Annotated in this window: 24 protein-coding genes and 1 tRNA gene; 17 read left to right on the top strand and 8 right to left on the bottom strand. The window is 64.1% G+C overall.

The genetic code is table 11. The features are described 5' to 3' along the window. The first annotated feature begins 52 nt into the window (after positions 1 to 52). The 6 genes from BRX37_RS05555 (at position 53) to BRX37_RS05580 (ending at position 4,426) form a co-directional block, all read left to right on the top strand. Positions 53 to 1,684, top strand: a complete 1,632-nt coding sequence (locus tag BRX37_RS05555) for a PepSY-associated TM helix domain-containing protein (protein ID WP_125985851.1) — start codon at positions 53 to 55, stop codon at positions 1,682 to 1,684. Continuing rightward, the gene (locus BRX37_RS05560) at positions 1,681 to 1,983 is read left to right on the top strand and encodes a hypothetical protein (RefSeq protein ID WP_037512675.1); all 303 of its coding nucleotides are present in this window, start codon (positions 1,681 to 1,683) and stop codon (positions 1,981 to 1,983) included. The genes BRX37_RS05555 and BRX37_RS05560 overlap by 4 nt, the downstream gene beginning before the upstream one ends. After that, positions 1,980 to 2,807: a DUF3325 domain-containing protein gene (locus BRX37_RS05565; protein ID WP_125985852.1), complete on the top strand. Its 828-nt coding sequence runs from the start codon at positions 1,980 to 1,982 to the stop codon at positions 2,805 to 2,807. Before BRX37_RS05560 ends, BRX37_RS05565 begins: the two co-directional genes overlap by 4 nt. Next, entirely contained in the window at positions 2,804 to 3,166 is a 363-nt protein-coding gene (locus tag BRX37_RS05570; RefSeq protein WP_125985853.1) for a hypothetical protein, read from the top strand. Before BRX37_RS05565 ends, BRX37_RS05570 begins: the two co-directional genes overlap by 4 nt. Before the next feature lie 4 nt (positions 3,167 to 3,170). Continuing rightward, positions 3,171 to 3,983, top strand: a complete 813-nt coding sequence (locus BRX37_RS05575) for an energy transducer TonB family protein (RefSeq protein WP_125985854.1) — start codon at positions 3,171 to 3,173, stop codon at positions 3,981 to 3,983. Positions 3,984 to 4,066: 83 nt separating this feature from the next. After that, positions 4,067 to 4,426, top strand: coding sequence for a hypothetical protein (locus tag BRX37_RS05580; RefSeq protein ID WP_037512581.1), 360 nt, complete (start codon positions 4,067 to 4,069; stop codon positions 4,424 to 4,426). A 154-nt stretch (positions 4,427 to 4,580) separates the two neighbouring features. Here BRX37_RS05580 and BRX37_RS05585 read toward each other — a convergent pair whose 3' ends face one another. The 4 genes from BRX37_RS05585 to BRX37_RS05600 all read right to left on the bottom strand — a co-directional run bounded on the left by BRX37_RS05585 (position 4,581) and on the right by BRX37_RS05600 (position 8,161). Continuing rightward, entirely contained in the window at positions 4,581 to 4,832 is a 252-nt protein-coding gene (locus BRX37_RS05585) for a hypothetical protein (RefSeq protein WP_097383458.1), read from the bottom strand. A 589-nt stretch (positions 4,833 to 5,421) separates the two neighbouring features. Then, positions 5,422 to 5,496 (bottom strand) — tRNA-Glu (locus BRX37_RS05590). A gap of 305 nt (positions 5,497 to 5,801) precedes the next feature. Next, the gene (locus tag BRX37_RS05595) at positions 5,802 to 6,590 is read right to left on the bottom strand and encodes a SapC family protein (RefSeq protein ID WP_125985855.1); all 789 of its coding nucleotides are present in this window, start codon (positions 6,588 to 6,590) and stop codon (positions 5,802 to 5,804) included. A 116-nt stretch (positions 6,591 to 6,706) separates the two neighbouring features. Next, complete coding sequence (locus BRX37_RS05600) at positions 6,707 to 8,161, bottom strand: FAD-binding oxidoreductase (RefSeq protein WP_125985856.1); 1,455 nt, start codon at positions 8,159 to 8,161, stop codon at positions 6,707 to 6,709. 77 nt (positions 8,162 to 8,238) lie between these two features. On the opposite strand from BRX37_RS05600, the gene BRX37_RS05605 reads away from it, so the two are divergent. The 3 genes from BRX37_RS05605 to BRX37_RS05615 all read left to right on the top strand — a co-directional run bounded on the left by BRX37_RS05605 (position 8,239) and on the right by BRX37_RS05615 (position 10,673). Next, entirely contained in the window at positions 8,239 to 8,670 is a 432-nt protein-coding gene (locus BRX37_RS05605) for a hypothetical protein (protein ID WP_004207401.1), read from the top strand. A 134-nt stretch (positions 8,671 to 8,804) separates the two neighbouring features. Further along, a complete protein-coding gene (locus tag BRX37_RS05610) occupies positions 8,805 to 10,196 on the top strand; it encodes a DEAD/DEAH box helicase (RefSeq protein WP_125985857.1) in 1,392 nt (463 codons plus the stop codon). 96 nt (positions 10,197 to 10,292) lie between these two features. Further along, positions 10,293 to 10,673 carry a VOC family protein gene (locus BRX37_RS05615; RefSeq protein WP_125985858.1) on the top strand — a complete coding sequence of 127 codons (381 nt, stop codon included), beginning with the start codon at positions 10,293 to 10,295 and terminating at the stop codon, positions 10,671 to 10,673. 2 nt (positions 10,674 to 10,675) lie between these two features. Here BRX37_RS05615 and radC read toward each other — a convergent pair whose 3' ends face one another. After that, entirely contained in the window at positions 10,676 to 11,368 is a 693-nt protein-coding gene (gene radC / locus BRX37_RS05620; RefSeq protein WP_125985859.1) for a RadC family protein, read from the bottom strand. 152 nt (positions 11,369 to 11,520) lie between these two features. Between radC and BRX37_RS05625 the strand changes: the two genes are divergently transcribed. The 8 genes from BRX37_RS05625 to BRX37_RS05660 all read left to right on the top strand — a co-directional run bounded on the left by BRX37_RS05625 (position 11,521) and on the right by BRX37_RS05660 (position 18,106). Continuing rightward, entirely contained in the window at positions 11,521 to 14,760 is a 3,240-nt protein-coding gene (locus BRX37_RS05625) for an intermembrane phospholipid transport protein YdbH family protein (protein WP_125985860.1), read from the top strand. Further along, positions 14,757 to 14,945 carry a YnbE family lipoprotein gene (locus tag BRX37_RS05630; RefSeq protein ID WP_029547729.1) on the top strand — a complete coding sequence of 63 codons (189 nt, stop codon included), beginning with the start codon at positions 14,757 to 14,759 and terminating at the stop codon, positions 14,943 to 14,945. Before BRX37_RS05625 ends, BRX37_RS05630 begins: the two co-directional genes overlap by 4 nt. Next, entirely contained in the window at positions 14,942 to 15,328 is a 387-nt protein-coding gene (locus BRX37_RS05635; RefSeq protein ID WP_004207395.1) for a YdbL family probable chaperone protein, read from the top strand. The genes BRX37_RS05630 and BRX37_RS05635 overlap by 4 nt, the downstream gene beginning before the upstream one ends. A 173-nt stretch (positions 15,329 to 15,501) precedes the next feature. Then, positions 15,502 to 15,825, top strand: coding sequence for an AtpZ/AtpI family protein (locus BRX37_RS05640; RefSeq protein ID WP_004207394.1), 324 nt, complete (start codon positions 15,502 to 15,504; stop codon positions 15,823 to 15,825). A gap of 46 nt (positions 15,826 to 15,871) precedes the next feature. Continuing rightward, on the top strand, positions 15,872 to 16,657 hold the full coding sequence (locus BRX37_RS05645) for a F0F1 ATP synthase subunit A (protein ID WP_017503282.1): 786 nt from the start codon (positions 15,872 to 15,874) through the stop codon (positions 16,655 to 16,657). Between the two features lie 52 nt (positions 16,658 to 16,709). Then, positions 16,710 to 16,937: a F0F1 ATP synthase subunit C gene (locus BRX37_RS05650; protein ID WP_004207392.1), complete on the top strand. Its 228-nt coding sequence runs from the start codon at positions 16,710 to 16,712 to the stop codon at positions 16,935 to 16,937. Positions 16,938 to 17,004: 67 nt separating this feature from the next. After that, positions 17,005 to 17,499, top strand: a complete 495-nt coding sequence (locus BRX37_RS05655; RefSeq protein WP_004207391.1) for a F0F1 ATP synthase subunit B family protein — start codon at positions 17,005 to 17,007, stop codon at positions 17,497 to 17,499. Further along, positions 17,492 to 18,106 carry a F0F1 ATP synthase subunit B family protein gene (locus tag BRX37_RS05660; RefSeq protein WP_004207390.1) on the top strand — a complete coding sequence of 205 codons (615 nt, stop codon included), beginning with the start codon at positions 17,492 to 17,494 and terminating at the stop codon, positions 18,104 to 18,106. Before BRX37_RS05655 ends, BRX37_RS05660 begins: the two co-directional genes overlap by 8 nt. A gap of 63 nt (positions 18,107 to 18,169) precedes the next feature. On the opposite strand, the gene BRX37_RS05665 is transcribed toward BRX37_RS05660, so the two are convergent. The 3 genes from BRX37_RS05665 to BRX37_RS05675 form a co-directional block, all read right to left on the bottom strand. Then, positions 18,170 to 18,694 (bottom strand): GNAT family N-acetyltransferase, encoded by a 525-nt coding sequence (locus BRX37_RS05665; RefSeq protein WP_125985861.1) that lies wholly within the window; start codon positions 18,692 to 18,694, stop codon positions 18,170 to 18,172. Between the two features lie 70 nt (positions 18,695 to 18,764). Continuing rightward, a complete protein-coding gene (locus tag BRX37_RS05670) occupies positions 18,765 to 19,679 on the bottom strand; it encodes an HAD family hydrolase (RefSeq protein ID WP_125985862.1) in 915 nt (304 codons plus the stop codon). A gap of 142 nt (positions 19,680 to 19,821) precedes the next feature. Further along, positions 19,822 to 20,874, bottom strand: coding sequence for an NAD(P)-dependent alcohol dehydrogenase (locus BRX37_RS05675; RefSeq protein ID WP_017502844.1), 1,053 nt, complete (start codon positions 20,872 to 20,874; stop codon positions 19,822 to 19,824). Positions 20,875 to 21,061 lie beyond the last annotated feature (187 nt).

Genomic DNA, 21,061 nt, shown 5'->3' on the forward strand with positions numbered 1-21,061 from the left:
GTCAAACGTCTAACTGACAGACGCTCTCCAAACGGTATTGAAAAGCAATCGCATGAAAGACGCATTCCGCCAGTCGATGGCCTGGCTGCACACCTGGGTTGGATTGGTGGCAGGCTGGCTGCTGTTCTTCGTCTTCGTGACCGGCACGGCGGGCTATTTCCAGCAGGAGATTAGCCGCTGGATGCAGCCCGAGCGGGTGGTCACGGTGGCGCCCGCCGAGGTCGATCGCACGATCCTGACCGACCGGGCCATCGAACGATTGACCACAGTCGCCCCGGTCGCCGCGAGTTGGCAGATCATCTTCCCCTACCGGCAACAGGGGGACCGCGACTGGCAGAATTTCTCCGTCCGCTGGGAGGAAATGCCGAGCGGGACGCATGACTATGGCGCCAGCAGCAATGAGCGCCTTGACCCGGCCAGCGGCGCCGTCCTGCCGCCCGATCCCGAACCGCGAGAGACGGCGGGCGGTTTCGGCCTCTACCGCATGCACTACGCACTGCATTACCTGCCCTATGACTGGGCGATCCGGATCGTCGGCGTGGCCACGATGCTGATGCTGCTGGCGATCGTCAGCGGGGTCATCACCCACAAGAAGATCTTCAAGGACTTCTTCACCTTCCGCCCCGGCAAGGGCCAGCGTTCCTGGCTGGACGCGCATAATGTGGTCAGCGTCATGGCGCTGCCCTTCTTCCTGATGATCACCTATAGCGGGCTGGTCTTCTTTCTCTTCGCCTACATGCCCGCCGGCAAGGACGTGATCTACGGCACCGACCCGGAAACGAGCGGGGCCTATTATGATGAACTGTACGAAGGCGGCGAGCATAGGCATGCGCCGATAGGCCGCCCGGCAGCACCGCTCGCGCCCATGATCGCACAGGCCGGCAAGGCGTGGGGCATGGACCAGATCGCCTGGATCACCGTCGAGCGGATGGAAGGCGAGGTGTCGGCAGTGGAAATCACCCACGTCCCGATGGGCCTTGGGCGCAATGATGCGGCAACCATGCGGTTCAACGCCGACACCGGCCAGCGCCTGCCCGATGAGCCGGCCTCCAGCGGCGCGCCGGGCGTGACACAGAGCGTGCTATTCAACCTGCATGAAGGCCTCTACGCCGATATCTGGGGGCGCTGGGCCTATTTTGCGTCTGGCCTGCTTGGCTGCGCGATGGTCGGTACGGGACTGGTGCTGTGGTCGGTCAAGCGGCGCCGCTTTCATCTGAACGAAGACCGCGGACATCAGGAGCAGTTCGGCGTGCGTCTGGTCGAGAGCCTTAACGTCGCCACGATTGCGGGCCTGCCGCTGGCGGTAGCCGGCTTCTTCTGGGCCAACCGCCTGCTGCCCATCGAGATGATGGACCGTGCGGCCTGGGAATATCACAGCCTGTTTGCGCTGTGGCTGGGCACGTTGTTCTACGCGCTGGGCCGTCCACTGCGTCGGGCGTGGGTTGAACTGCTCTGGGCAAGCTGCGCCGCTTTCGCCTGCGTGCCGCTGCTGAATGCGCTAACGACCGGGCGGGGTCTGCCGATTTCGCTTGCCGAGGGCGACTGGGTGTTCGCCGGGTTCGATCTCACCATGCTGGGCCTCGCCGGTGCCTTCGCCTTCACGGCTCGCAAGGTGCAGCGGCGTTTGCGGTCCATGCCGGCGACGACTGCCCATCAACCCGTGCTGCGGGCGGTGCAGGCATGAGCCGGAGCAAGTCCGTTTCCGTTGGCTACCGCCTGGCGGTTGCATCGCGGGTCGCAGGTGCATTTCTGGGCGGTTACGCGCTGATCTCTGCCGCAACCGTGCTACTCGCGCTCGTCTGGCCGCTTCCCAAGGCGCAAGCGGTGCTGAGCGCATCCATGTTGAGCTTTGCGCTCTATGCGGGGTTCGTCATCTGGGCCTTCCATGTCCGTCGCCTGCGGTGGATCTGGGGCGTCGTGCTGGGCGGCACGGCATTGCTGAGCGCGGCGGCATGGCTGCTCGGTGCGGGAGGTGCAGCGTGAGCGGCGTGCATCTCGCCATGCTGGCGCTGAGCTTCCTTGGCTTCGTGGCGCTGGCCGTGGGCATGGAGCGCCATGCCAAACATCTGCTGCGCATCGTGCCCGCGCCGCATTGGCGGCTGGGCGCGCGGATTGGTGGCTGGGCGCTACTGGCAGGCGCACTGGCGCTTGGCATCACCGGGCTTGTGACGGCCGGAGTCGGCATTGCCATATGGACCGGATGGATTGGCCTCGCTGCGGTCGCACTCGTCTTCGCCCTGCCGAAATGGCCGTGGCAGCCGCCGGTCAAGGCCAGCACGGAGCGTAGCCCGCGCAAGAAGACCGCGCTGGTGACCGAAGAGCCGATCCGCCAATCCCGGCGCTGGATCGGCTGGCTTCTGCTGGCTTCGACCGCTGCAGCCTTTGCCATTGCCTTCGCACAGGTGGAGACCAAGCCATTGCAACGCGAGGATGCGATACATGGTCAGGTCGGCCCCTGGACTTTCACTTTTGCCGAGACTGACCGCGATGCCCCGGAACTGGTCGACATGGATGTGCCGATGAAAGCCTATCGCCTGCGCTTTTGCGAAAGCTGCGACAACCAGATCCTGCGCGTCACCCTCAAGGTCAATCGCCCACGCGCCATGCGCGCTTCGGGCGTCGCGTTCGAGGGTGCGCGCTGGGAGCGTTCGACACAGATCCAGTTGCCCTCCAATCTCACCGCCAGGAGTGAATTATGGATGACGGTCGTGGGCAAGGACGGCGCGGTCCATCAGACGTCTTGGCCGATGGCCGCTGTCTCGCCTGCGACCGTCACCTGGTTCGCCAATCAGGAGCACACAAAGTGACAGCCGGAAGGAGATCACTCGCCTGTGGGCTGGCCGTCATCATCGGCGGCTTGTCGACGCCCGTACTGGCGCATGAACCGATCCTCAAATGTGTGTTGCTGGACCCGGCGACTGTCCGGTGTCGGGGAGGCTACGCCGAAGGGGAGACAGCACAGGGCGAGCGCCTTGAGGTGATTGATCATGCCGACAGGAGGCTGCTGGCCGGCAAACTGGGCAAGGATGGCACGCTGACCTTTGTGCGGCCCAAAGGCCCCTATTATGTCCTGTTCGACGTAGGGCCCGGCCATCAGGCGATCGTCGAACATGATGAGATCAGCCTGCCGAGGGCAAGCGACCGAGCCCGTTGGGTGAGGAAATGAGAGCATGACGGTCAATCGCAGCAGCGCGCGGGTGGCTCCTCTGGCCTATGATGCGTCGGACGATCCTGCCCGCCAGACGGGCCTCGTCGAGATGGGGGCGATATCAGCAGCGTCAGAATGGGGGGTATCGGGTCGCTATGCGGACCAGCCCATGAGCCTTCAGACGCGACTGTTCGGAATGGGCGGGGTTTGCTGCGTCGCCATGGTCATAGCCGCTGGCCTGTTTTTGTCCTGGCAGGTCTATACCGCAGCAAAGCCAACGCCAGCGCTCAGCGTGTTCGATATTGCTGCTCCCGCCGCACCGCCCGAACCACAGCGGCAGGTGTCCCCAGGCCCCGAACAGGTCCAGAAGGAAAAGGCGCAGCTGCAGCCCGATCGCCCCAGGATCGAGGTTCCCGAAATCGAGATCCCAAGCCAGAATCCGGTCACGCTGGTTGCGGCCAAGCCTGTCATCGATCCCGGCCCGCCGATCGAGAAGACCACGGCGCCGGAAACCAAGCCGGCACCGCCCGCGCAGAAGGCCAGCGATGCCAAACCCAGTTGGGAAGGCCTCGTGCTGGGCGCGCTCAACAAGGTGAAGCGCTATCCGCGGGAGGCGGTGTTCCGGCGCCAGCAGGGCGTGCCCTATATCCGCTTCGTCATGAACCGCGATGGCAAGGTCTTGTCTGTCCGGCTGGAGCGGTCCTCGGGCGTCCGCTCCCTCGACGACGAGGCTCTCAGCCTGCCCAAGCGGGCCTCGCCGTTGCCCAGACCGCCTGAAGAGGTGAAGGGCGACAGCATCGAACTGGTGGTCCCCGTAGAGTTTTTCATGTCCTGAAAACCCTCATTGGGCCTGAAAACCCTCATTGGGAGAGTGTCGCATTGACAACAATCGCCCGAGGATCGCCGCGTCGAACGGCGATGGCGCTCAAGCGCCGTTCGTTTATCGAACAGCGCGTCATCCGCATGCTGCGGGGAGACCAGACCGACGATCGAGCCCTGTTCCTCTATGAGGCGCAATTTGGTCGACTTCGTGATCTGGCGCACCGCGCAGGCATGCGGGTCAATGTGCCCGGCACTAGCTGGCTCGGCCGTGATGAGCTTTCGCTGTTGGCCTGGCTGGCGCAGGCGCAGCGGGTACTGAGCTATACGAAATCATTCCATCGCGACGCCATGCTTACGCTCACCGTGGTTCACTGCGCTGGCACTCTCAACGCGCTGGGTATTCAACTGCCGCCTCTCACCCTCCAGCATGCGTCGACGGTCGAGGAGACCGAATAACGTCCCGACCTCGCGCGGCGCAAACGTCGGCCATGAGGCGGTTCAGCAGCGCATCTCGGTCGTGGCGAGTAGGGAGGCCGATTCGGGCTCTCGGATCGCGTCCGCATCATCGAGATGCCGCTTAAGATTTTGCAGCATCCGATGGACCAGAAATTTATGCGCCGAACGAACCAGCGTCATGTAGGCCCGGCCGGATCTGATCCAGCAGCGGCAAGCATGCCACATGCTTCTTCGGCCGCGTTGGCAGCCGTGCCATCGCCTCGCGAAAATCGATGACCATGTCCCGGTAGACATCGGCGACATCGATGTCGCCGAATAGTTTGGCGAAACGACGGATCGAAACGCGCCATTCATCGCAACGCTTTCGCGCCGAAGCGGGCTGCTTGGCGGCCCAGTCCTCGTACACCCTTGCCGGAAGCTGCGCCTTTCCGCATCGCGGTCGTCGCATTGTGCCGTGAATGGATGAGCGGCTGCATCTATGGGTGGCGATAGGCAGGGTAGGGACTGCCCGCCAGAGGATGGCTATCACCGGACTGAAGACCCAATTCCTCCGTCATAGGGCATTTCAGATGGTCTGTTTCAGCCAGAGCGATCCCATCGCGTTCGTGAGAAATGGCTTTGTCCATACTGCCCAACTCGACGGACAGTCTGTTAGATAGCCATCGATCGTATCCGTGCCGGCAAGCGTGTCCCGTGCCTTGAGTCCAAGCTCGATCAGTTCGAACTTTTTCAGCCAGTCATGTTGGCGAGCAGTGCCCAGTCGTCGGGCTTCGCCGAGGTCGTCCGTGCAGAGTGACTGCTTGATTTCTGCCTTGCCGACCTACCCCCGATAATGGGGCGGTACGACCATGCGGAACCGATATTGCGAGGAGTTTTTGCGCCTTAAGGGGGAGAGCAATCGAGTGCTCATATGGACCGCCTAAATGGACCGCCTGACCTCGTGATATGGGCGTACCTGCCGGAGTTTCTCGCAAATCTGCGGAAAATCGCCGAAATGGTGACCCCTACGGGAATCGAACCCGTGTTTCAGCCGTGAGAGGGCCGCGTCCTAACCGCTAGACGAAGGGGCCGTATGTCGCATGGGCGACAGGCAGGGGCGTGCCTTTAGGCAGGGCTGGCGATGGCGTCAAGCGAAAGCAGCGAAAATTTCCGGCGACCTACGCTGACTGCAGCCCATAAAAAACCACCCCATGCGATGCACGGGGTGGCCAGGTTCAGGGAGGAGACGCCTCCAAGGGGGAGGCGCCCTATACGACGCGCCCGAAAGGGGGGCAGGCGCATCGCATGCAATAGAAATAGGGCAGGGCGCGGCTGCTTTCAAGAGCAAGCCCCGCCCTGTCCCGATATATTTGCGATTAACGGAGTTGATCGGACTTTAGGCGTCTGCTGGCACCGGTGCGGCCGGTACAGCGATCGGGCCCTTGCCCTGGCTGACCTGGCCTTCAAAGATCTCGCGCATCAGCTGCAGCGAGAAGAGATGGGCGTGGATCAGCGGCAGCAGGCCGTTCTGGTTGATCTTGCGCAGCTGGTCACCGCGCAGGTCGCGCAGCTTTTCCTCGTTCACCATGCGGAAGCCGCGATAGACGAAGGGCTGTTCGTTGTTCGGGGTTTGGATCGCGACTTCGCCGTCCATCAGCAGGTCCATCTCGGCCAGATCCTTCATGAACTGGCCGGTGCGGGCGGCTGCCTGCTCGAAATCCTCGCAGAACTTCAGGATGCCCTTGGTCACGTCGGTTGGCTGGCCATTTTCGAACAGGACCGGGCCGTCGCCTTCGGTGCCGATCGCCTTGCTGGTCGGATCGAAGCAGAGCGAGAGTTCGTCGCTGTCGGGACGCAGCTTGGCCAGCATCCAGGGGTAACGGCGGACATAGGCCGGGACATAGGCCGGGCCGCGCAGCTTGCCTTCGTCATCGACGAAGACGTTCACGCCTTCATTGAGGCCCATCAGCGCGAGCGGCACCGAATCCTGACCAGCCGAGAAGATGATCGGCACGAAGCGCTGGGCCGAGACGAATTCGTCGATGGTCAGCGGCACGGCATGCTGGGTTACCAGGAACGGAGCAGCATCGACCGGCTGGGTGCGATAATCGGCATGATCGACGGTGCTGAGCGGGATCAGGTCGTTGTAGAAGATGGGAAGGCTGTTCGCGGGCGCGCTGGCCATGATGTTGTTCCGTCCTGTTAGAAAGCGCGCAAGGCTTGCGTCGCTGATCCGAATATGGGTGTGACGGGATAATCGGAGCTATCCCGCTAGGCAATCGCTTTGTGGATATGCTGCATTCAACCCTCGTCGGGGCGAGGGATGAGCTTGTCGGGGTTCATGATACCGCCCGGATCGAAGGCTGTCTTTATCGCACGCAGGGCATGGATGCGGGCCGGGCTGGCGAGGCGTCCGAGTTCGGCGCGCTTCATCTGGCCGATGCCATGTTCGGCCGAGATGGAGCCGCCTGCGGCGACCACTGCGTCATGGACGAAGGCATTGATCGCCTGGCCCTGTGCGGCGATCCACGCCGGACCGTCGCTGGTGCCCCTGGGCGCGCGGACATGGAAATGGACATTGCCATCGCCGAGATGGCCGAAGGAGGAGGCGGTCGTGCCGGGGAAGGCGGCTTCGGCGGCGGCGGCGGCCTCGACCATGAAGGCGGGCATGCGCGGCACTGGCACGCTGATATCATATTGCAGCGCGGCTCCCTGTGCCTTTTCGGATTCCGACAGGGATTCGCGGATGCGCCAGAAGGCCTCTGCCTGCGCTTCGCTGGCGGCAATGGCGGCGTCGACGGCGATGCCGCGTTCCAGCGCCAGGCCGAGCGCACCTTCCAGCCGCTCGGTCGGACCGGGCTCGCGCATGTCGCCATGGTCGACCTCGATCAGCACATGCCAGGGCGTGCGGGTCTCGATCGGGCAGCGCGTGCCGGGAATATGGGACAGGACATGGCCAAGGCCATCGTCGGCAATCACCTCGAACCCCTCGACGCTGTCACCCAGTTCGCCTTCGACCAGACGCAGCAGGGCGAGGGCATCGGCGGGTGTCTGCACGCCGACCCAGCCAACCGCGCGGGCGGCGATGGCGGGCACCAGCCGCAGGGCGGCCGCGGTGATGACGCCCAGCGTGCCCTCCGCACCGATCAGCAACTGTTTGATGTCATAGCCGCGATTATCCTTCTTGAGCGCGTCCAGCCCGTCGAAGATGCTGCCGTCGGGCAGCACTGCCTCGATCCCCTCGACCAACGCGCGCATCGTGCCGTGGCGCAGCACCTGGGTACCGCCGGCATTGGTCGAAGTGAGGCCGCCGATCGTGGCCGATCCCTTGGCGCCCAGGCTGAGTGGAAAGCGACGGCCGGCGGCTTCGGCGGCGTCGTGCAGATTGGAAAGGATGACCCCGGCCTCACATACTGCCAGATTGTCGTCGGCCGACAGGCTGCGGATTTGGTTCATGCGGCGCAGCGAGAGGATCAGCGCCGATCCGTCGGCTGGCGGTGTCGCGCCGCCGACCATCGACGTGTTGCCGCCCTGGGGGACGAGGGCAATGCCCAGTTCCGCCGCCAGCGCAACGCAGTCGGCCACTTCGCGCGTCGTGGCCGGCGACAGGATCGCGCGGGCCTTTCCATGATAGCGGCCGCGCCAGTCGCTGACCCAGGGGGCGATATCGTCGGCATCGGTAATGACGCCCTTGGGGCCGAGCAGGGCGACGAAGCGATCGATGGCATCCTGTGCGATTATGGCTTGTTCTGTCATGGGACATGCTATGCCCCGGAATTCATCGACGGTTCAACCGTTGGCCGATAGCTTGCCACTCCCAAAAGGGGTTCCGCTTGGTTCATACCATCCTGATGCTGCTTGCAGCGCCTGCTGCCGACCCGGTGCAATGGGCGCAACTGACGATCGAGCAGCGCGTGATCATTCGTGTTCCGATGGCCAAGGGGCGGGCGCCGACGCGAGTCGTGCCCAAGAGCGACGAGCGCTGGGAAGAGAAGAAGGGGCCGCGCTGTGTGGCGCTGCGATCGATTCGCGGGGCCAGCATCGTGGTGTCCAACGGGGTCGACCTGATCCTGGCGGACAAGCATCGCTATCGCGCGCGGCTGGAGCGGGGATGTGATTCCGCCAGCTTCTATTCAGGCTTCTATGTCGAACCGGACGAGGATGGATCGCTCTGTTCGGGGCGGGACGAGTTGCAGGCGCGCAGTGGCGCAAGTTGCGGGATCGATAGCTTCAGGCGGCTGGTGGAAGCGGACGCCGAGGATTGATCGGCAGAAAAACGGCTGGTTTGCCCAGCATGTTGCGCGATTTCCTTGACAAGATGGCGATATTTTCGCAAGTCGCGCGCGATTTCCGTCGTGCGGACGCGCAGGACGGCCAACCTCCTGTCCCGGACATTTGAATGACTTTTGCCGATCTCGGCCTCTCCGACGAATTGCTCAAGGCCGTAACCGAGGCGGGTTACGACACGCCCACGCCGATCCAGGCGCAGGCGATCCCGCCGGTGCTGATGATGAAGGATATCATCGGCATCGCGCAGACGGGCACAGGCAAGACCGCCAGCTTCGTGCTGCCGATGATCGACATCCTGGCGCATGGCCGCGCCCGTGCGCTGATGCCACGCAGTCTGATCCTGGAGCCGACGCGCGAACTCGCCGCCCAGGTGGCCGAGAATTTCGAGAAATACGGCAAATATCACAAGCTCTCCATGGCGCTGCTGATCGGCGGCGTGCAGATGGGCGACCAGATCAAGGCGCTGGAAAAGGGCGTCGACGTTCTGATCGCGACGCCGGGCCGCCTGATGGACCTGTTCCAGCGTGGCAAGATCCTGCTCAACGGCTGCAACATGCTGGTGATCGACGAAGCCGACCGCATGCTCGACATGGGCTTCATCCCGGATATCGAGGAAATCTGCACCAAGCTGCCGGCGCAGCGCCAGACACTTCTCTTCTCTGCCACGATGCCGCCGGTCATCAAGAAGCTGGCCGATCGTTTCCTCGACAATCCCAAGTCGATCGAGGTGGCGCGCCCGGCAACGGCGTCGACCAACATCACCCAGCGACTGGTGAAGGTCGATTCGCGCAAGAAGCGTGAAGCGCTGCGGGCGATGCTGGAAGCAGAAGACGTGCAGAGCGCGGTGATCTTCTGCAACCGCAAGACCACGGTGCGCGAATTGAACAAGAGCCTGCAGCGTCACGGCTTCAAGTCGGGCGAGATCCATGGCGATATCGACCAGGCATCGCGCATCGCCGAACTGGAGCGGTTCCGCGATGGCAGCGTCAACATCCTGGTGGCGTCGGACGTCGCGGCGCGCGGCCTCGACATCAAGGGCGTCAGCCATGTCTTCAATTTCGACGCGCCCTGGCATCCCGATGACTATGTCCACCGCATCGGTCGTACCGGCCGCGCGGGCGCCAAGGGTGTCGCCTATACCTTCGTTGCGGCCGAGGATGCCGAGGCGATCGACAATATCCAGAAGCTGATCGGCACCAAGATCGATTATGTCGAAACGCCGGTCGCGGCTGCGCCTGCGCCGCGCGCGAAGGAAGAGCCGCGCAAGGCCGATCGCGAGGAGCGCGACAATGAGCGTTCCGGTGGCCGCGACGCGCGCCGCAAGCCCGAGCGCAAGGATGACCGGCGCAGCGACAAGCGGGATGATCGTCGTGACGACCGCCGCGACGCGCCGGCTGCACGGCCAGCGCCGCATAGCCGCCGTCAGGAACCCGATGATGGTCCGGACGATGGCTGGAACGGTCCGGTGCCCGAATTCCTGAACTTCGGTTTTGGCGGCTGAACGGCGCCACGCTGATTGAAAAAGCCCCCGCCACGCGCAAGCATGGCGGGGGCTTTTTGTTATGTGACCATGGCGGGGCCAGGGGAGAGATTGGCCATGACGGCAATTCCAGGTGTTGGCGCCTTCGCGATCGTGCCCAGCAATGACGTCGCCATTGCGCTGGCCTTCTGGGAAAGGCTGGGCTTCGCGCGGGTCGGCGGCGATCATCATTATCATATCATGGAAGGGTGGGGGTGTGAGGTGCATCTGGCCCAGGCCGGCGCACCGCCCTGGGACGTGCCGGCGCATAATCCTTTTGGCGTCTATCTGCGCACGCCCGATGTGGCGGCGATCGCGGCGCTGGTCGATGATCTGGTCATCCGGCCGGGCGGCATTTTGCGCCATCGCGAATGGGGGCTGTATGAGGTCGGGATCAACGGGCCGGATGGACTGCTGGTGCGGATCGGCTGGCCGTCCGAACTGATCGAGGGCGCCTGACGCTATAATAGTCCCTGCGCGCGCAGGCTGCTATGCCCCTGTGCGCCGATGATGATATGGTCATGGACGCTGATGCCCAGTCGCTTGCCGGCCTCGACGATCTGGCGGGTGATCTCGATATCCTGCTTGCTGGGCGACGGATCGCCCGACGGGTGGTTATGGACCAGGATCAGGGCTGCCGATCCCAGTTCCATGGCTCGCTTGATAACCTCACGCGTATATATGGCCGCCTGGTCGATCGATCCGTCGCCCATATTCTCGTCGCGGATCAGCATGTTGCGGCTGTTGAGATGCAGCACCCGCACGCGTTCGACATGGAGATAGGCCATGTCGGCGCGCAGATAGTCGAGCAGCGCCTGCCAACTGCCCAGCACCGGTCGTTCCGCCACATCGTTGCGCAGCATCCGCAGCGCGGTGGCCTGAACGATCTTGATCGCGGCGACGCTGGTGTCGCCCATGCCGGCCACCCGTGCGATTGCCTGCCAATCGGCCGCCATCAATCCGCCGATCCCGCCAAATTCGCGCAGCAGCAGCCGAGCCAGCGGCTTGGTGTCGCGGCGGGGGATGGCAAGGGCGAGCAGATATTCGATCAGTTCATGGTCGAGCAGCCCGTCGCCGCCTTCGGCCAGTCGCTGGCGCAGGCGGGCGCGATGACCGGCACCATCCTGGCTCGCGCGTTCGTCCTTTTCGGTCATGCTGGCGATCCCCCATTCCCCGGCAAATGAAGGCTAGGCTTTGCGGATTTCGTGGGCAAGGCTATTTCAGGGGTGGATATTTCCAATGGGTCGGACGTTATGGATGCGTTACGGACCTGAAGTGCGAGCGAAAGTCGGGGTTGGCCAGGCAGATGGAAGACGAGAACGGCGAAGCCGAAATTCGCCGGGGCTGGCTGCGCTGGCTGGGTGTCGGGACGGGTTCGCTCGGCCTGGTGCTGGTCGCGCTGTGGACGCAGCGCGCGCCGATCGCCGAGAATTTCGTCAATCGCGAACTCAACCGGCGCGGGGTTCAGGCCAATTATGACCTGACGCAGGTGGGCCTGCGCACCCAGCGGATCGAGAATGTCGTGCTGGGCGATCCGGCACGGCCGGACCTGACCGCCCGCTGGGTGGAGGTCGACATCGCCTTTTCCGGCGTGACGCCGCAGGTGGCGGCGGTTCGCGCCGGTGGTGTGCGGATGCGCGGCGCCTATCGCGACGGCGTGCTGACGCTGGGCGAACTGGACAAGTTTCGCGATCCTGATTCGGCCGCGCCCTTCGCCATGCCTGACCTGCTGCTTCATCTGCGCGACGCGCAGTTGCGGCTGGATACCGATGCGGGTGCGGTCGGCATGCAGATCGATGGCAATGGCAATCTGAAATCGGGTTTCCGCGGCAAGCTGGCCGCTGCCATGCCCAGGGCACGGATGGCCGGCTGTGGCGTGGCCAGGGCCAGCGCCTGGCTGGATGTGGCGATGGTGGACGGCCGGCCGCACCTGCGCGGGCCGATCAAGGGCGATGCGCTTGCCTGCGCGGACATGGCGATGGCTGCGCCGACGGCCGAGATCGATCTGTGGCTGGGCCAGGGGCTGGACCGCTGGAACGGATCGGCCAAGCTGGCGGGCGAGGCGCTCAAGGCGCAGGGCATGTTGCTGGCGGCCCCTGTCGGTCGGATTGAGTTCGACGGTTCGGCCCAGGCCATGGCCGGACGGGCGCGGATCGGCGCGCGCGCCTTTTCCGGTGCCGGCGTGCTGGCGGGGCCAACCGAACTGGCCGGTGACTGGACGCTGCGCGGCGGTGATGCGACCTTCAGCGGTGATCTGACCGCGCGGAACGGGCGGATGGCCGGGCGTGATCCGCTGGCGGCTTTGCGCACGTCGACGGCTGGCACGCCGGTGGCGCCGCTGGCCCTGCGGTTGGCGGATGCAGCCCGGCGGGCCGGGGCGGATAATCTGCTGCGGGCGCGGGTGGCGCTGGCGCAGAAGGGCGATGCCGGCAGTCTGGTCCTGACCGATACCGAATTTGCAGCGCGCAGCGGCGCGCAGGTGGCCGTGGCGCGCGATGGTCGGGTGACGCTGGCCTGGCCGGGCAAGGGCGGCGCAGCGATCGATTGGGCGCTGGACGGCGCGATCACGTCGCAGGGCGGCGGCTTGCCCAAGGCGGCGCTCCGACTGGCCCGCCGCGCCGGCGGCGGTTTTGGCGGGCAGCTGTTCATCGATCCCTATACGGCCGACGGCGCCCGGCTGGCGTTCGAGCCTGTCCGATTCGTTGCCGGGCCGAAGGGCGACACGCGCTTCACGACCGCGTTGCGGCTGGATGGGCCGCTGCCCGATGGGGCTGTTCGCGGTCTTGGCCTGCCGATCGATGGCCGGCTGGCGTCTAATGGCGCGATCGCGATCAACGAACATTGCGCGCCACTGACCCTGCTGGAAGCGCGCTATGGCAGCTTCGCGCTGGGGCAGACCCGGCAGACACTCTGCCCGCTGCCCAATTCGGCGCTCTTCGCCATGGGGCCGGGCGGTATGAAGGGCGGTGCGGAGCTTCGCAATGTCGCGCTGAACGGGCGAGGCGGTGACAGCCCGATGCGGCTCAAGGCGGACAATGCCCGTCTGATATTGGGCCAGACCGGTTTCACCCTGGGCAACGCCGATTTCGCCATCGGCCCGGAGGATGCGCCGGTGCGCCTGTCTGCGATGAGCGTCACCGGTGCGGCGACGAAGGATGGTTTTGCCGGCGACATCAAGGGCGCGGGCGGACGGATTGGCACCGTGCCACTGATCGTCGAACAGGGGGCGGGCGGCTGGGCCTTTGCCAAGGGGGCGCTGTCGCTCAAGGCGGCGATGCAGGTGCGCGATGCGCAGCCTTCAGTGCGCTTCAACCCGCTGTCCGTGCCTGACTTTGCCCTGGCGATGAAGGATAGCCGAATCACCGCGACCGGCACGCTGCAGGTGCCGGGCAAGGGCGCCACGGTGGCGCGCGCCGATATTGCGCACGACCTGGGCAGCGGGAAGGGGCATGCCGACCTGACCGTGCCGGACCTTGGCTTCGGGGCGGGATTGCAGCCGGAGGAACTGACGCCGTTGACGCTCGGCGTGATCGCCAATGTCGCTGGCCGCGTGACCGGCGAGGGGCATATTCGCTGGACCGGTTCCGATGTCAGCAGCGATGGCGTCTTCCGGACCGATCGGCTGAATCTGGCGGCGGCATTCGGCCCGGTCGAGGGACTGTCTGGCGAAATCCGCTTCTCCGACCTGCTCAACATGGTGACGCCGACCGGACAGGAGGCGCGAATCGCGCTGGTCAATCCGGGTGTCGAGGCACGCAATGGTACGGTGCGCTATCGCCTGGGTGCCGGGCAGAAGGTGCATATCGAGGGCGGCGGCTTTCCCTTTTCGGGCGGTGAACTGGTGCTTCTGCCCACGACCATGGACTTTGGTGCTGATGTCGACCGCTATCTGACCTTCAGGGTCATCGGCCTCGACGCTGGCGCCTTCATCCAGGCGATGGACCTCAAGAATGTGTCGGCGACCGGCACGTTCGACGGCATCATGCCGCTGATCTTCAATGCGCAGGGCGGGCGGGTTGCCGGCGGCGTGCTGGTCGCGCGGCAGCAGGGCATGGCACCGCTGATCATGCCCGAGGGGGTGCTGCCTAGCATCCCCTGTGATCCCACGCGCCAGTCCGGCGTGCTGTCCTATGTGGGGCCAGTGTCGAACGAACAAGTCGGAGTTATGGGCAAGGTCGCCTTCGACGCGCTGAAGGATCTGCAATATAAATGCCTCACCATCCTGATGGATGGCGCACTGGATGGCGAGATGGTGACCAATGTGGTGTTCAACGGCGTCAACCGGGGCCAATTGGGCGGCGTGCCGCGAGGGCTGGCCGGCAATTTCGTGGGCTTGCCCTTCATCTTCAATGTTCGCATTGCCGCGCCTTTCCGAGGGCTGATGCGCAACGCCCAATATTATACTGATCCGACGCAGGCGGTCCGTGACAGGGTGGCTGAGGAAACGCAGGAAAAGATGCGCGCGCAAAGCGCCCGCGATTTGCAATCAGGTCTTGCGGTTCAGCCTGTGGCAAGCGAGACTGTGCGAAATACGGAGCCGAAATGAAAAAGATAGAGATCATTATGGCGGGACTGACCGTCATGGCCCTGGGCGGATGCATTCAGGTCAAGGCGCCGGAAAAGCCGATCGAGATCAACCTCAACGTTAAGATCCAGCAGGAAGTCGTCGTAAAACTGGAAAAGGACGCGCAGGATCTGATCAACAATAACCCGGAGTTGTTCCCGCAATGACACGCAAGTTCATGCTGGCCGCCGCTGTGCTGGGCGGCCTAGTTCTGGCCGGCGCCGCGCAGGCCCAGGGTGGTGCGGCCGCCGCGATCGCCGCCGGCACGGTGGGCGAGCAGGCCGATGGCTATCTGGGTATCGCCGGCACGGTGGGCGCGGATGTACGGGCCGAGGTCGAATCGATCAACATCAAGCGCCGCGCCGTCTATACCGATCTGGCCGGCAAGCGCGGCGTGACGGTGCAGGATGTGGCGGCCGCAACCGGCTGTCAGACGCTCAGCAGCCGGGTGAAGCCGGGGCAGGTCTATCGCGTCGGCGGTGGTGCCTGGCAGACCAAGGGCGCCGGGGCGATCTCTTTGCCGGCCTATTGCGCCACCGCAGGCCAGTAAAACGCGCGTGGCTGGCGGACTTTGACCGCCAGTTCGTCTGGGCAGGATAATCTCCTGCCCAAGTATAGTTGACTATCCGTCATCCCCTTTCTAAACGGGCCGCGCCTTGACGGGTGCAGCCGCAAGCGCCATGCCGCCTGCCATTGGGTTTCAGCCTGATGGAAGGATTGGCAATGGTTGCGGGTGAATCCGGGCAGGACCCGGCGGGGGAAGATGCGCGGATTGCTTCACTGGAAGCGAGAATTGCGCAGGCGGAACATGCCGAGCAGGTCAGACAGGGGACGAAGGTGCAGCAGGCGGACGATGGTTCGCGTCTGGGCAACAGGGTTCTCGCAGAGCTGATCGGTGGTCTTGTCGGTGGTGCGTTGATCGGCTGGGTTCTCGACCGGCTGCTCGGCACATCCCCATGGCTCCTGCTTGTCTTCCTCGGTCTCGGGATCGTGGCGGCGTTCAGGAACATCATCAGATTGACGACGACGAAGCGTTCCGATCAATAGGGGCGCTTTTGTCTTAGTCCGAATATTAGACGGTACAGGGGTCCAAGTGGCAGAATCCGGCAAAATCGATCCGATGCATCAGTTTGCGATCGAACCGCTGTTCGGTACCGATCACCTGTCCATCGGCGGCTTCAACATCGCCTTCACCAACAGCGCGCTCTATATGGTCGCTGCTGCGGTGGTGCTGTGGATCTTCGTGATCGGCGGCATGAAGCGCGAACTGGTGCCCGGTCGTTGGCAGATGGCGGTCGAATATTTCACCGGCTTCATCAAGAACCTGCTGATCTCGAACGTGGGCGAGGGCGGCAAGAAGTACATTCCCTATGTCTTCTCGCTCTTCATGTTCATCCTGATGGCCAACCTTCTGGGCTTGCTGCCGCTGGGTCTGGTCGGGGTCCACCCCTTCACCTTCACCAGCCACTTCACCGCCACCGGCGTGCTGGCGATCATGAGCTTCTCGATCGTGCTGATCGTTGGCTTCTGGAAGCATGGGCTGCACTTCTTCTCCCTGTTCGTGCCGCACGGCACGCCCCTGCCGATGATCCCGGTCATTTTTCCGATCGAGCTGATCTCGTTCATGGTGCGTCCGTTCAGCCTGGGCCTGCGACTGTTCGTGGCGATGACCGCCGGACACGTGTTGCTCAAGGTGCTGGCCGGCTTCGTCATCAACAGCTCGAATGCTGGCCCCGGTTTCGGTCTGACCGTCGGTGCCGCCAGCTTCGTGCTGATGGTCGGTATCAGCGCACTCGAAGTGCTGGTCGCCGTGATCCAGGCCTATGTGTTTGCGCTGCTGACCTCGGTCTACATCAACGACGCCGAAAACCTGCACTGAGTTTTCGTACATTCTTCAACGCTTAATTGGTTTAGAAAAAGGAGTTTAGAACATGGACGCAGAAGCCGCAAAGCTGCTCGGTGCTGGCCTGGCCGCGATCGGTGCGGGCATTGCCGCCCTCGGTGTGGGCAACGTCTTCAGCTCGTTCCTCGAAGGCGCGCTGCGCAATCCGGGTGCCGCTGACGGCCAGCAGGGCCGCCTGTTCATCGGCTTCGCCGCCGCCGAACTTCTGGGTCTGCTGGCGTTCGTTATCGCCATGATCCTGGTCTTCGTGGCCTAAAGATCGACGGGGCGGGCAGCCTGGCTGCCTGCCCCTTGACGACCGCCCCCTTTTCGGACGGATAAAAATGCCTCAAATCGCGCAAATCGCCGATACCTATGCTTCCCAGATCTTCTGGCTGCTGCTGACGTTCGGCTTCGTCTTCTTCGTCATCGGCCGCGGCATGGTGCCCAAGGTGCAGGCGACGGCCGACGCGCGCGACGCGAAGATTTCGGGTGATCTCGATGCTGCCAAGGCAGCCTTCGCCCGCGCCGATGAAGCGGAAGCGGACTATCGCGTCCGTGATGCCGAAAGCCGCACCGCCGCCCAGGCGACGCTGGCCAAGGCGAAGGCGGATGCCGCCAAGGCTTCGGAAGCGAAGCTGGCCGCCGCCGATGCGGAGATCCAGGACAAGATCGGCGCTGCCGAAGCCCGGATCAAGACCGCCACGGATGCCGCCATGGCACAGATTGAAACCGTCGCCGCCGATGCGGCGCGCGACATGGTCGTCCGGATTTCCGGCGTGGAAGCGTCGGACGAAGCGGCCCGCAACGCAGTAAAGGCGGCACTGGCTCATGGCTGAGGCAGCAGTAGAGCATAGCGAGGCGCAGGCCCCGCACCTCAATCAGGCAATCCATGCCGAAGGCATGGAGCCGGTTGGCACCGTGGCGCATGAAGGCGTCGCGCCGCATACCGATCCCAAGGCGGTCGGCATGGACGCGACAGCCTGGGTCAGCCTGGCGATGGCGGTGTTCATCGTCATCCTGCTGATCAAGAAGGTGCCCAGCCTGATCGGCGGCGTGCTGGACGGCCGGATCGCCCAGATCAAGGAACAGCTGGCCGAAGCATCGAAGCTTCGTGCCGAAGCCGAAGCGCTCAAGGGCGAATATGAAGCCAAGCTGGCCGCTGCGGCTGGCGAAGCCGACGCCATGCGCAAGTCGGCCGAGCATGAAGCCGAAACGCTTCTGTCCGATGCCAAGGTGCAGGCTGCCGATCTGGTCGCCCGTCGCCAGAAGATGGCGGAAGACAAGATCGGTGCGGCTGAGCGCAGCGCACTGGCCGATATTCGTGCCAAGGCGGTGAAGGCCGCTACCGGCGCTGCCGCCGCCCTGATTGCCGAGGGCCATGATGCCAAGGCTGACAAGGCGCTGGTCGATGATGCGATCAAGGGTCTTGGCCCGGTCGCCTGATCGCAACAGGCAGAAATAGGAAAAGGGTCGGCACCGAAAGGCGTCGGCCCTTTTTGTTTGGGTTCAGGCTGGCGTGCTGTCCGTCCATTCGGATCGCAGCATCCGCATGATCGCGGTATCCCATCGCGCATCGCCGACCCGGACGGAGGACAGGCGGAAGCCTTCGGTCACGAAGCCCAGCCGCTCATAGCTGCGGATGGCGGGCCGGTTCCAGGCATAGACATTGAGTTCCAGCCGCTCGACGGCGTCGAAGGCAAAGGCGCTGGCGAGCGCAACACGCAGCATCGGCACCGCCAGACCCCGGCCCCGCGCATCGGGCGCGATCGCGACCCGGCCCAGCGTGGCATTGCCGTTGCGCCAGTCGAAGGCGATCTGGACATGGCCGACCAGTAGATCGCCGTCCTGCGCCATCCAGCACAGCCGTGCGGGCGGATCGCTGCGTCCTTCGTCCAGCATCGCCGTCATCTGCTCGTCGGACAGCGGGAAATGGACATAGGGCCCGCCCCACTGAACGACATCCGCGTCGCTGCCAAACCAGCCCGACAGGGTGGAGAAATGATCGGGGGTGAAGGGAAGGAGATGGACCATAAGGCGGTCATAGGCGCGCCAGCGTGCGGAGTGCCACGGCCGGTTGTCTGAAGGTGGCGCGGTCCGCGGATCAGACGAAGATGCTGTTCCAGTCCTGCTTCATGCTGACCAGGGTCAGGCCATAATCCGGGGCCTTGTCCAGCGCCTCGGCCAAGGGACTCAGGAAGAAATCCCGATCATAGGCAAATTCCCGAGCGGCATCGTCATGATGCAGCAGCAGCGCCAGCCGTGGCCCTGATCCGGTCTTCACATAGCGGAGCATGGCGAGGTCGCCGTCCGAATTGCCGAAGGCCAGGATCGGGCGACGGCCGATATGAAGGGCGATATTCTGCGCTTTCGCCTCGCGGTCGTCGAAACAGTGGAGTTCGGGCAGCTTGACAAGTTGCGCGACGCCATCACCGTCGATTTCGAACCGGGTGCGAAGGCTGGAGCCGATCACCTGTTCGGGCGGAATGCCATAGACGTCTTCGGCGAAGGCGCGCATCAGGTCGAGCCCGCCGCCCGAGACGATATAGGTCTTGAAATCATGGGCGCGCAGGAAATCCAGCAATTCGATCTGCGGGCGATAGACGCACCGGGTGAAGGGCCGGTCGAGCAGGGGATGATGTGCGGTGGCGAGCCAGTCGCGTGCAATCCTGTCAAATTCCTCTTCGGTCGCGCCCGCATGCTCACGGGCGGCAACCTCCAGCAGCCCTAGCTTCCCCAGCGCCTTCATGGCCGGCATGTCCTGTTCGACATAGGCCTTGAAAGGCTGTTGCTGCGCGAGTTCCGGTTCCTGTTCGATCAGCTTTGCGCGCAGCATGCGGCCGAACAGGAACTGGGTCTGAAGTGGCTGTTCCGCCCAGAGCGTGCCGTCATTGTCGAAGGTGGCGATGCGCTGCGGGGCGGGGACATGCTCCGGTCCCGAGCCTGTCACGCGGGCGACGAAATCCAGGATCGCGGCCTTGGCACGTCCGTCGTTCCAGGACGGCAGCAGATCGGACATGGCTGGCTCCTTCGCGCTTGGACGTCCGGTGATTGGACCGGGACGGGAAGCTGGGAGCAATCGGGGTTTCCCCCGGAAAGGGGCGGGCATGGCCCGCAGTCGGGGCGAATGGCGACTGACCATTCGCCCCTTTGCCTGGCGATCAGGCCGCCAGCGTGGCGTTGTCGATCACGAAGCGATATTTGACGTCGCTCTTCTGCATGCGGGCATAGGCGTCTTCGATGTCCTGGATGCGGATCATCTCAATGTCCGCAACGATGCCCTTTTCGGCGCAGAAATCGAGCATTTCCTGTGTCTCGGCGATGCCGCCGATCAGCGAGCCGGCGATGCTGCGGCGCTTGAAGATCAGCGCGCCGACATTGGGCGAGGGGTGGGCATGTTCGGGCACGCCGACAAGTGTCATCGTCCCGTCGCGCTTCAGCAATGTGGTGAAGGCGTCGAGATTATGGCTGGCCGCGACCGTGTTCAGGATGAAGTCGAAGCTGTTGGCATGGGCCTGCATCTCTTCGGCATTGCGCGAGACGACGACTTCGTCGGCGCCCAGGTCCAGTGCGTCCTGGCGCTTGGACTCCGAAGTGGTGAAGGCGACGACCTTGGCGCCCATGGCATGGGCCAGCTTGATGCCCATATGGCCCAGGCCGCCAATGCCGACGATGCCGACCTTCTGGCCGGGGCCGACCTTCCAGTGGCGCAGCGGCGACCAGGTGGTGATGCCCGCGCACAGCAGTGGCGCCACGGCGGCGAGCTGATCGGCGGGGTGGCTGATCTTCAGGACGAACTTGTCCTTCACCACGATATTCTGCGAATAGCCGCCCAGCGTGTGGCCCGGCGCGTCGTCGGTCTTGCCATTATAGGTTCCGACGAAGCCGCTCTCGCAATATTGCTCCAGCCCTTCGTCGCAGGAGGGACAGCCCTGGCAGCTGTCGACCATGCAGCCGACGCCGACCGTGTCGCCGACCTTGAAGGCGCTGACATGATCGCCAACGGCGGTCACATGACCGACGATCTCATGGCCGGGAACGCAGGGATAGAGGGTGCCGTCCCATTCGGAACGGACCTGGTGCAGGTCCGAATGGCAGACGCCGCAATAGGCGATATCGATCGCGACATCATGCGGACCGACGGCGCGGCGTTCGATGTCGAGGGCTTCGAGCGGCTTGTCGGCGGCGTTGGCGCCATAGGCTTTGGTGGCCATGGGGATGTCCCTTTGCTTGAGGTTCGCGGTATGCAGGGCAGATACGCCCCTCCGCTGCTATTCTTGGATGGGCACGGGCCGTGGGACGGCCTGTGCCTGTTTCATGTAGGAAGTCGACAGGCTGTTGATTAGGCCGGCTTTCGATAAAACAGCCATGAATGGCAATCATGAATGCCGGTGTTGGCCG

Source organism: Sphingomonas sp. S-NIH.Pt3_0716 (assembly GCF_003950715.1).
Taxonomy (GTDB): Bacteria; Pseudomonadota; Alphaproteobacteria; order Sphingomonadales; family Sphingomonadaceae; genus Sphingobium; species Sphingobium yanoikuyae_A.

What these genes read in the sequence shown, in the direction of transcription:
- BRX37_RS05555 (WP_125985851.1), top strand. Translation starts at nt 53, where the DNA reads ATGAAAGACGCATTCCGCCAGTCGATGGCCTGGCTGCACACCTGGGTT.
- radC (WP_125985859.1), bottom strand. Translation starts at nt 11,368, where the DNA reads ATGACCGAAAAGGACGAACGCGCGAGCCAGGATGGTGCCGGTCATCGC.
- BRX37_RS05630 (WP_029547729.1), top strand. Translation starts at nt 14,757, where the DNA reads ATGAAAAAGATAGAGATCATTATGGCGGGACTGACCGTCATGGCCCTG.
- BRX37_RS05600 (WP_125985856.1), bottom strand. Translation starts at nt 8,161, where the DNA reads ATGACAGAACAAGCCATAATCGCACAGGATGCCATCGATCGCTTCGTC.
- BRX37_RS05635 (WP_004207395.1), top strand. Translation starts at nt 14,942, where the DNA reads ATGACACGCAAGTTCATGCTGGCCGCCGCTGTGCTGGGCGGCCTAGTT.
- BRX37_RS05615 (WP_125985858.1), top strand. Translation starts at nt 10,293, where the DNA reads ATGACGGCAATTCCAGGTGTTGGCGCCTTCGCGATCGTGCCCAGCAAT.
- BRX37_RS05580 (WP_037512581.1), top strand. Translation starts at nt 4,067, where the DNA reads ATGGCGCTCAAGCGCCGTTCGTTTATCGAACAGCGCGTCATCCGCATG.
- BRX37_RS05595 (WP_125985855.1), bottom strand. Translation starts at nt 6,590, where the DNA reads ATGGCCAGCGCGCCCGCGAACAGCCTTCCCATCTTCTACAACGACCTG.
- BRX37_RS05670 (WP_125985862.1), bottom strand. Translation starts at nt 19,679, where the DNA reads ATGTCCGATCTGCTGCCGTCCTGGAACGACGGACGTGCCAAGGCCGCG.
- BRX37_RS05650 (WP_004207392.1), top strand. Translation starts at nt 16,710, where the DNA reads ATGGACGCAGAAGCCGCAAAGCTGCTCGGTGCTGGCCTGGCCGCGATC.
- BRX37_RS05575 (WP_125985854.1), top strand. Translation starts at nt 3,171, where the DNA reads ATGACGGTCAATCGCAGCAGCGCGCGGGTGGCTCCTCTGGCCTATGAT.
- BRX37_RS05610 (WP_125985857.1), top strand. Translation starts at nt 8,805, where the DNA reads ATGACTTTTGCCGATCTCGGCCTCTCCGACGAATTGCTCAAGGCCGTA.
- BRX37_RS05665 (WP_125985861.1), bottom strand. Translation starts at nt 18,694, where the DNA reads ATGGTCCATCTCCTTCCCTTCACCCCCGATCATTTCTCCACCCTGTCG.
- BRX37_RS05655 (WP_004207391.1), top strand. Translation starts at nt 17,005, where the DNA reads ATGCCTCAAATCGCGCAAATCGCCGATACCTATGCTTCCCAGATCTTC.
- BRX37_RS05560 (WP_037512675.1), top strand. Translation starts at nt 1,681, where the DNA reads ATGAGCCGGAGCAAGTCCGTTTCCGTTGGCTACCGCCTGGCGGTTGCA.
- BRX37_RS05660 (WP_004207390.1), top strand. Translation starts at nt 17,492, where the DNA reads ATGGCTGAGGCAGCAGTAGAGCATAGCGAGGCGCAGGCCCCGCACCTC.
- BRX37_RS05675 (WP_017502844.1), bottom strand. Translation starts at nt 20,874, where the DNA reads ATGGCCACCAAAGCCTATGGCGCCAACGCCGCCGACAAGCCGCTCGAA.
- BRX37_RS05625 (WP_125985860.1), top strand. Translation starts at nt 11,521, where the DNA reads ATGGAAGACGAGAACGGCGAAGCCGAAATTCGCCGGGGCTGGCTGCGC.
- BRX37_RS05640 (WP_004207394.1), top strand. Translation starts at nt 15,502, where the DNA reads ATGGTTGCGGGTGAATCCGGGCAGGACCCGGCGGGGGAAGATGCGCGG.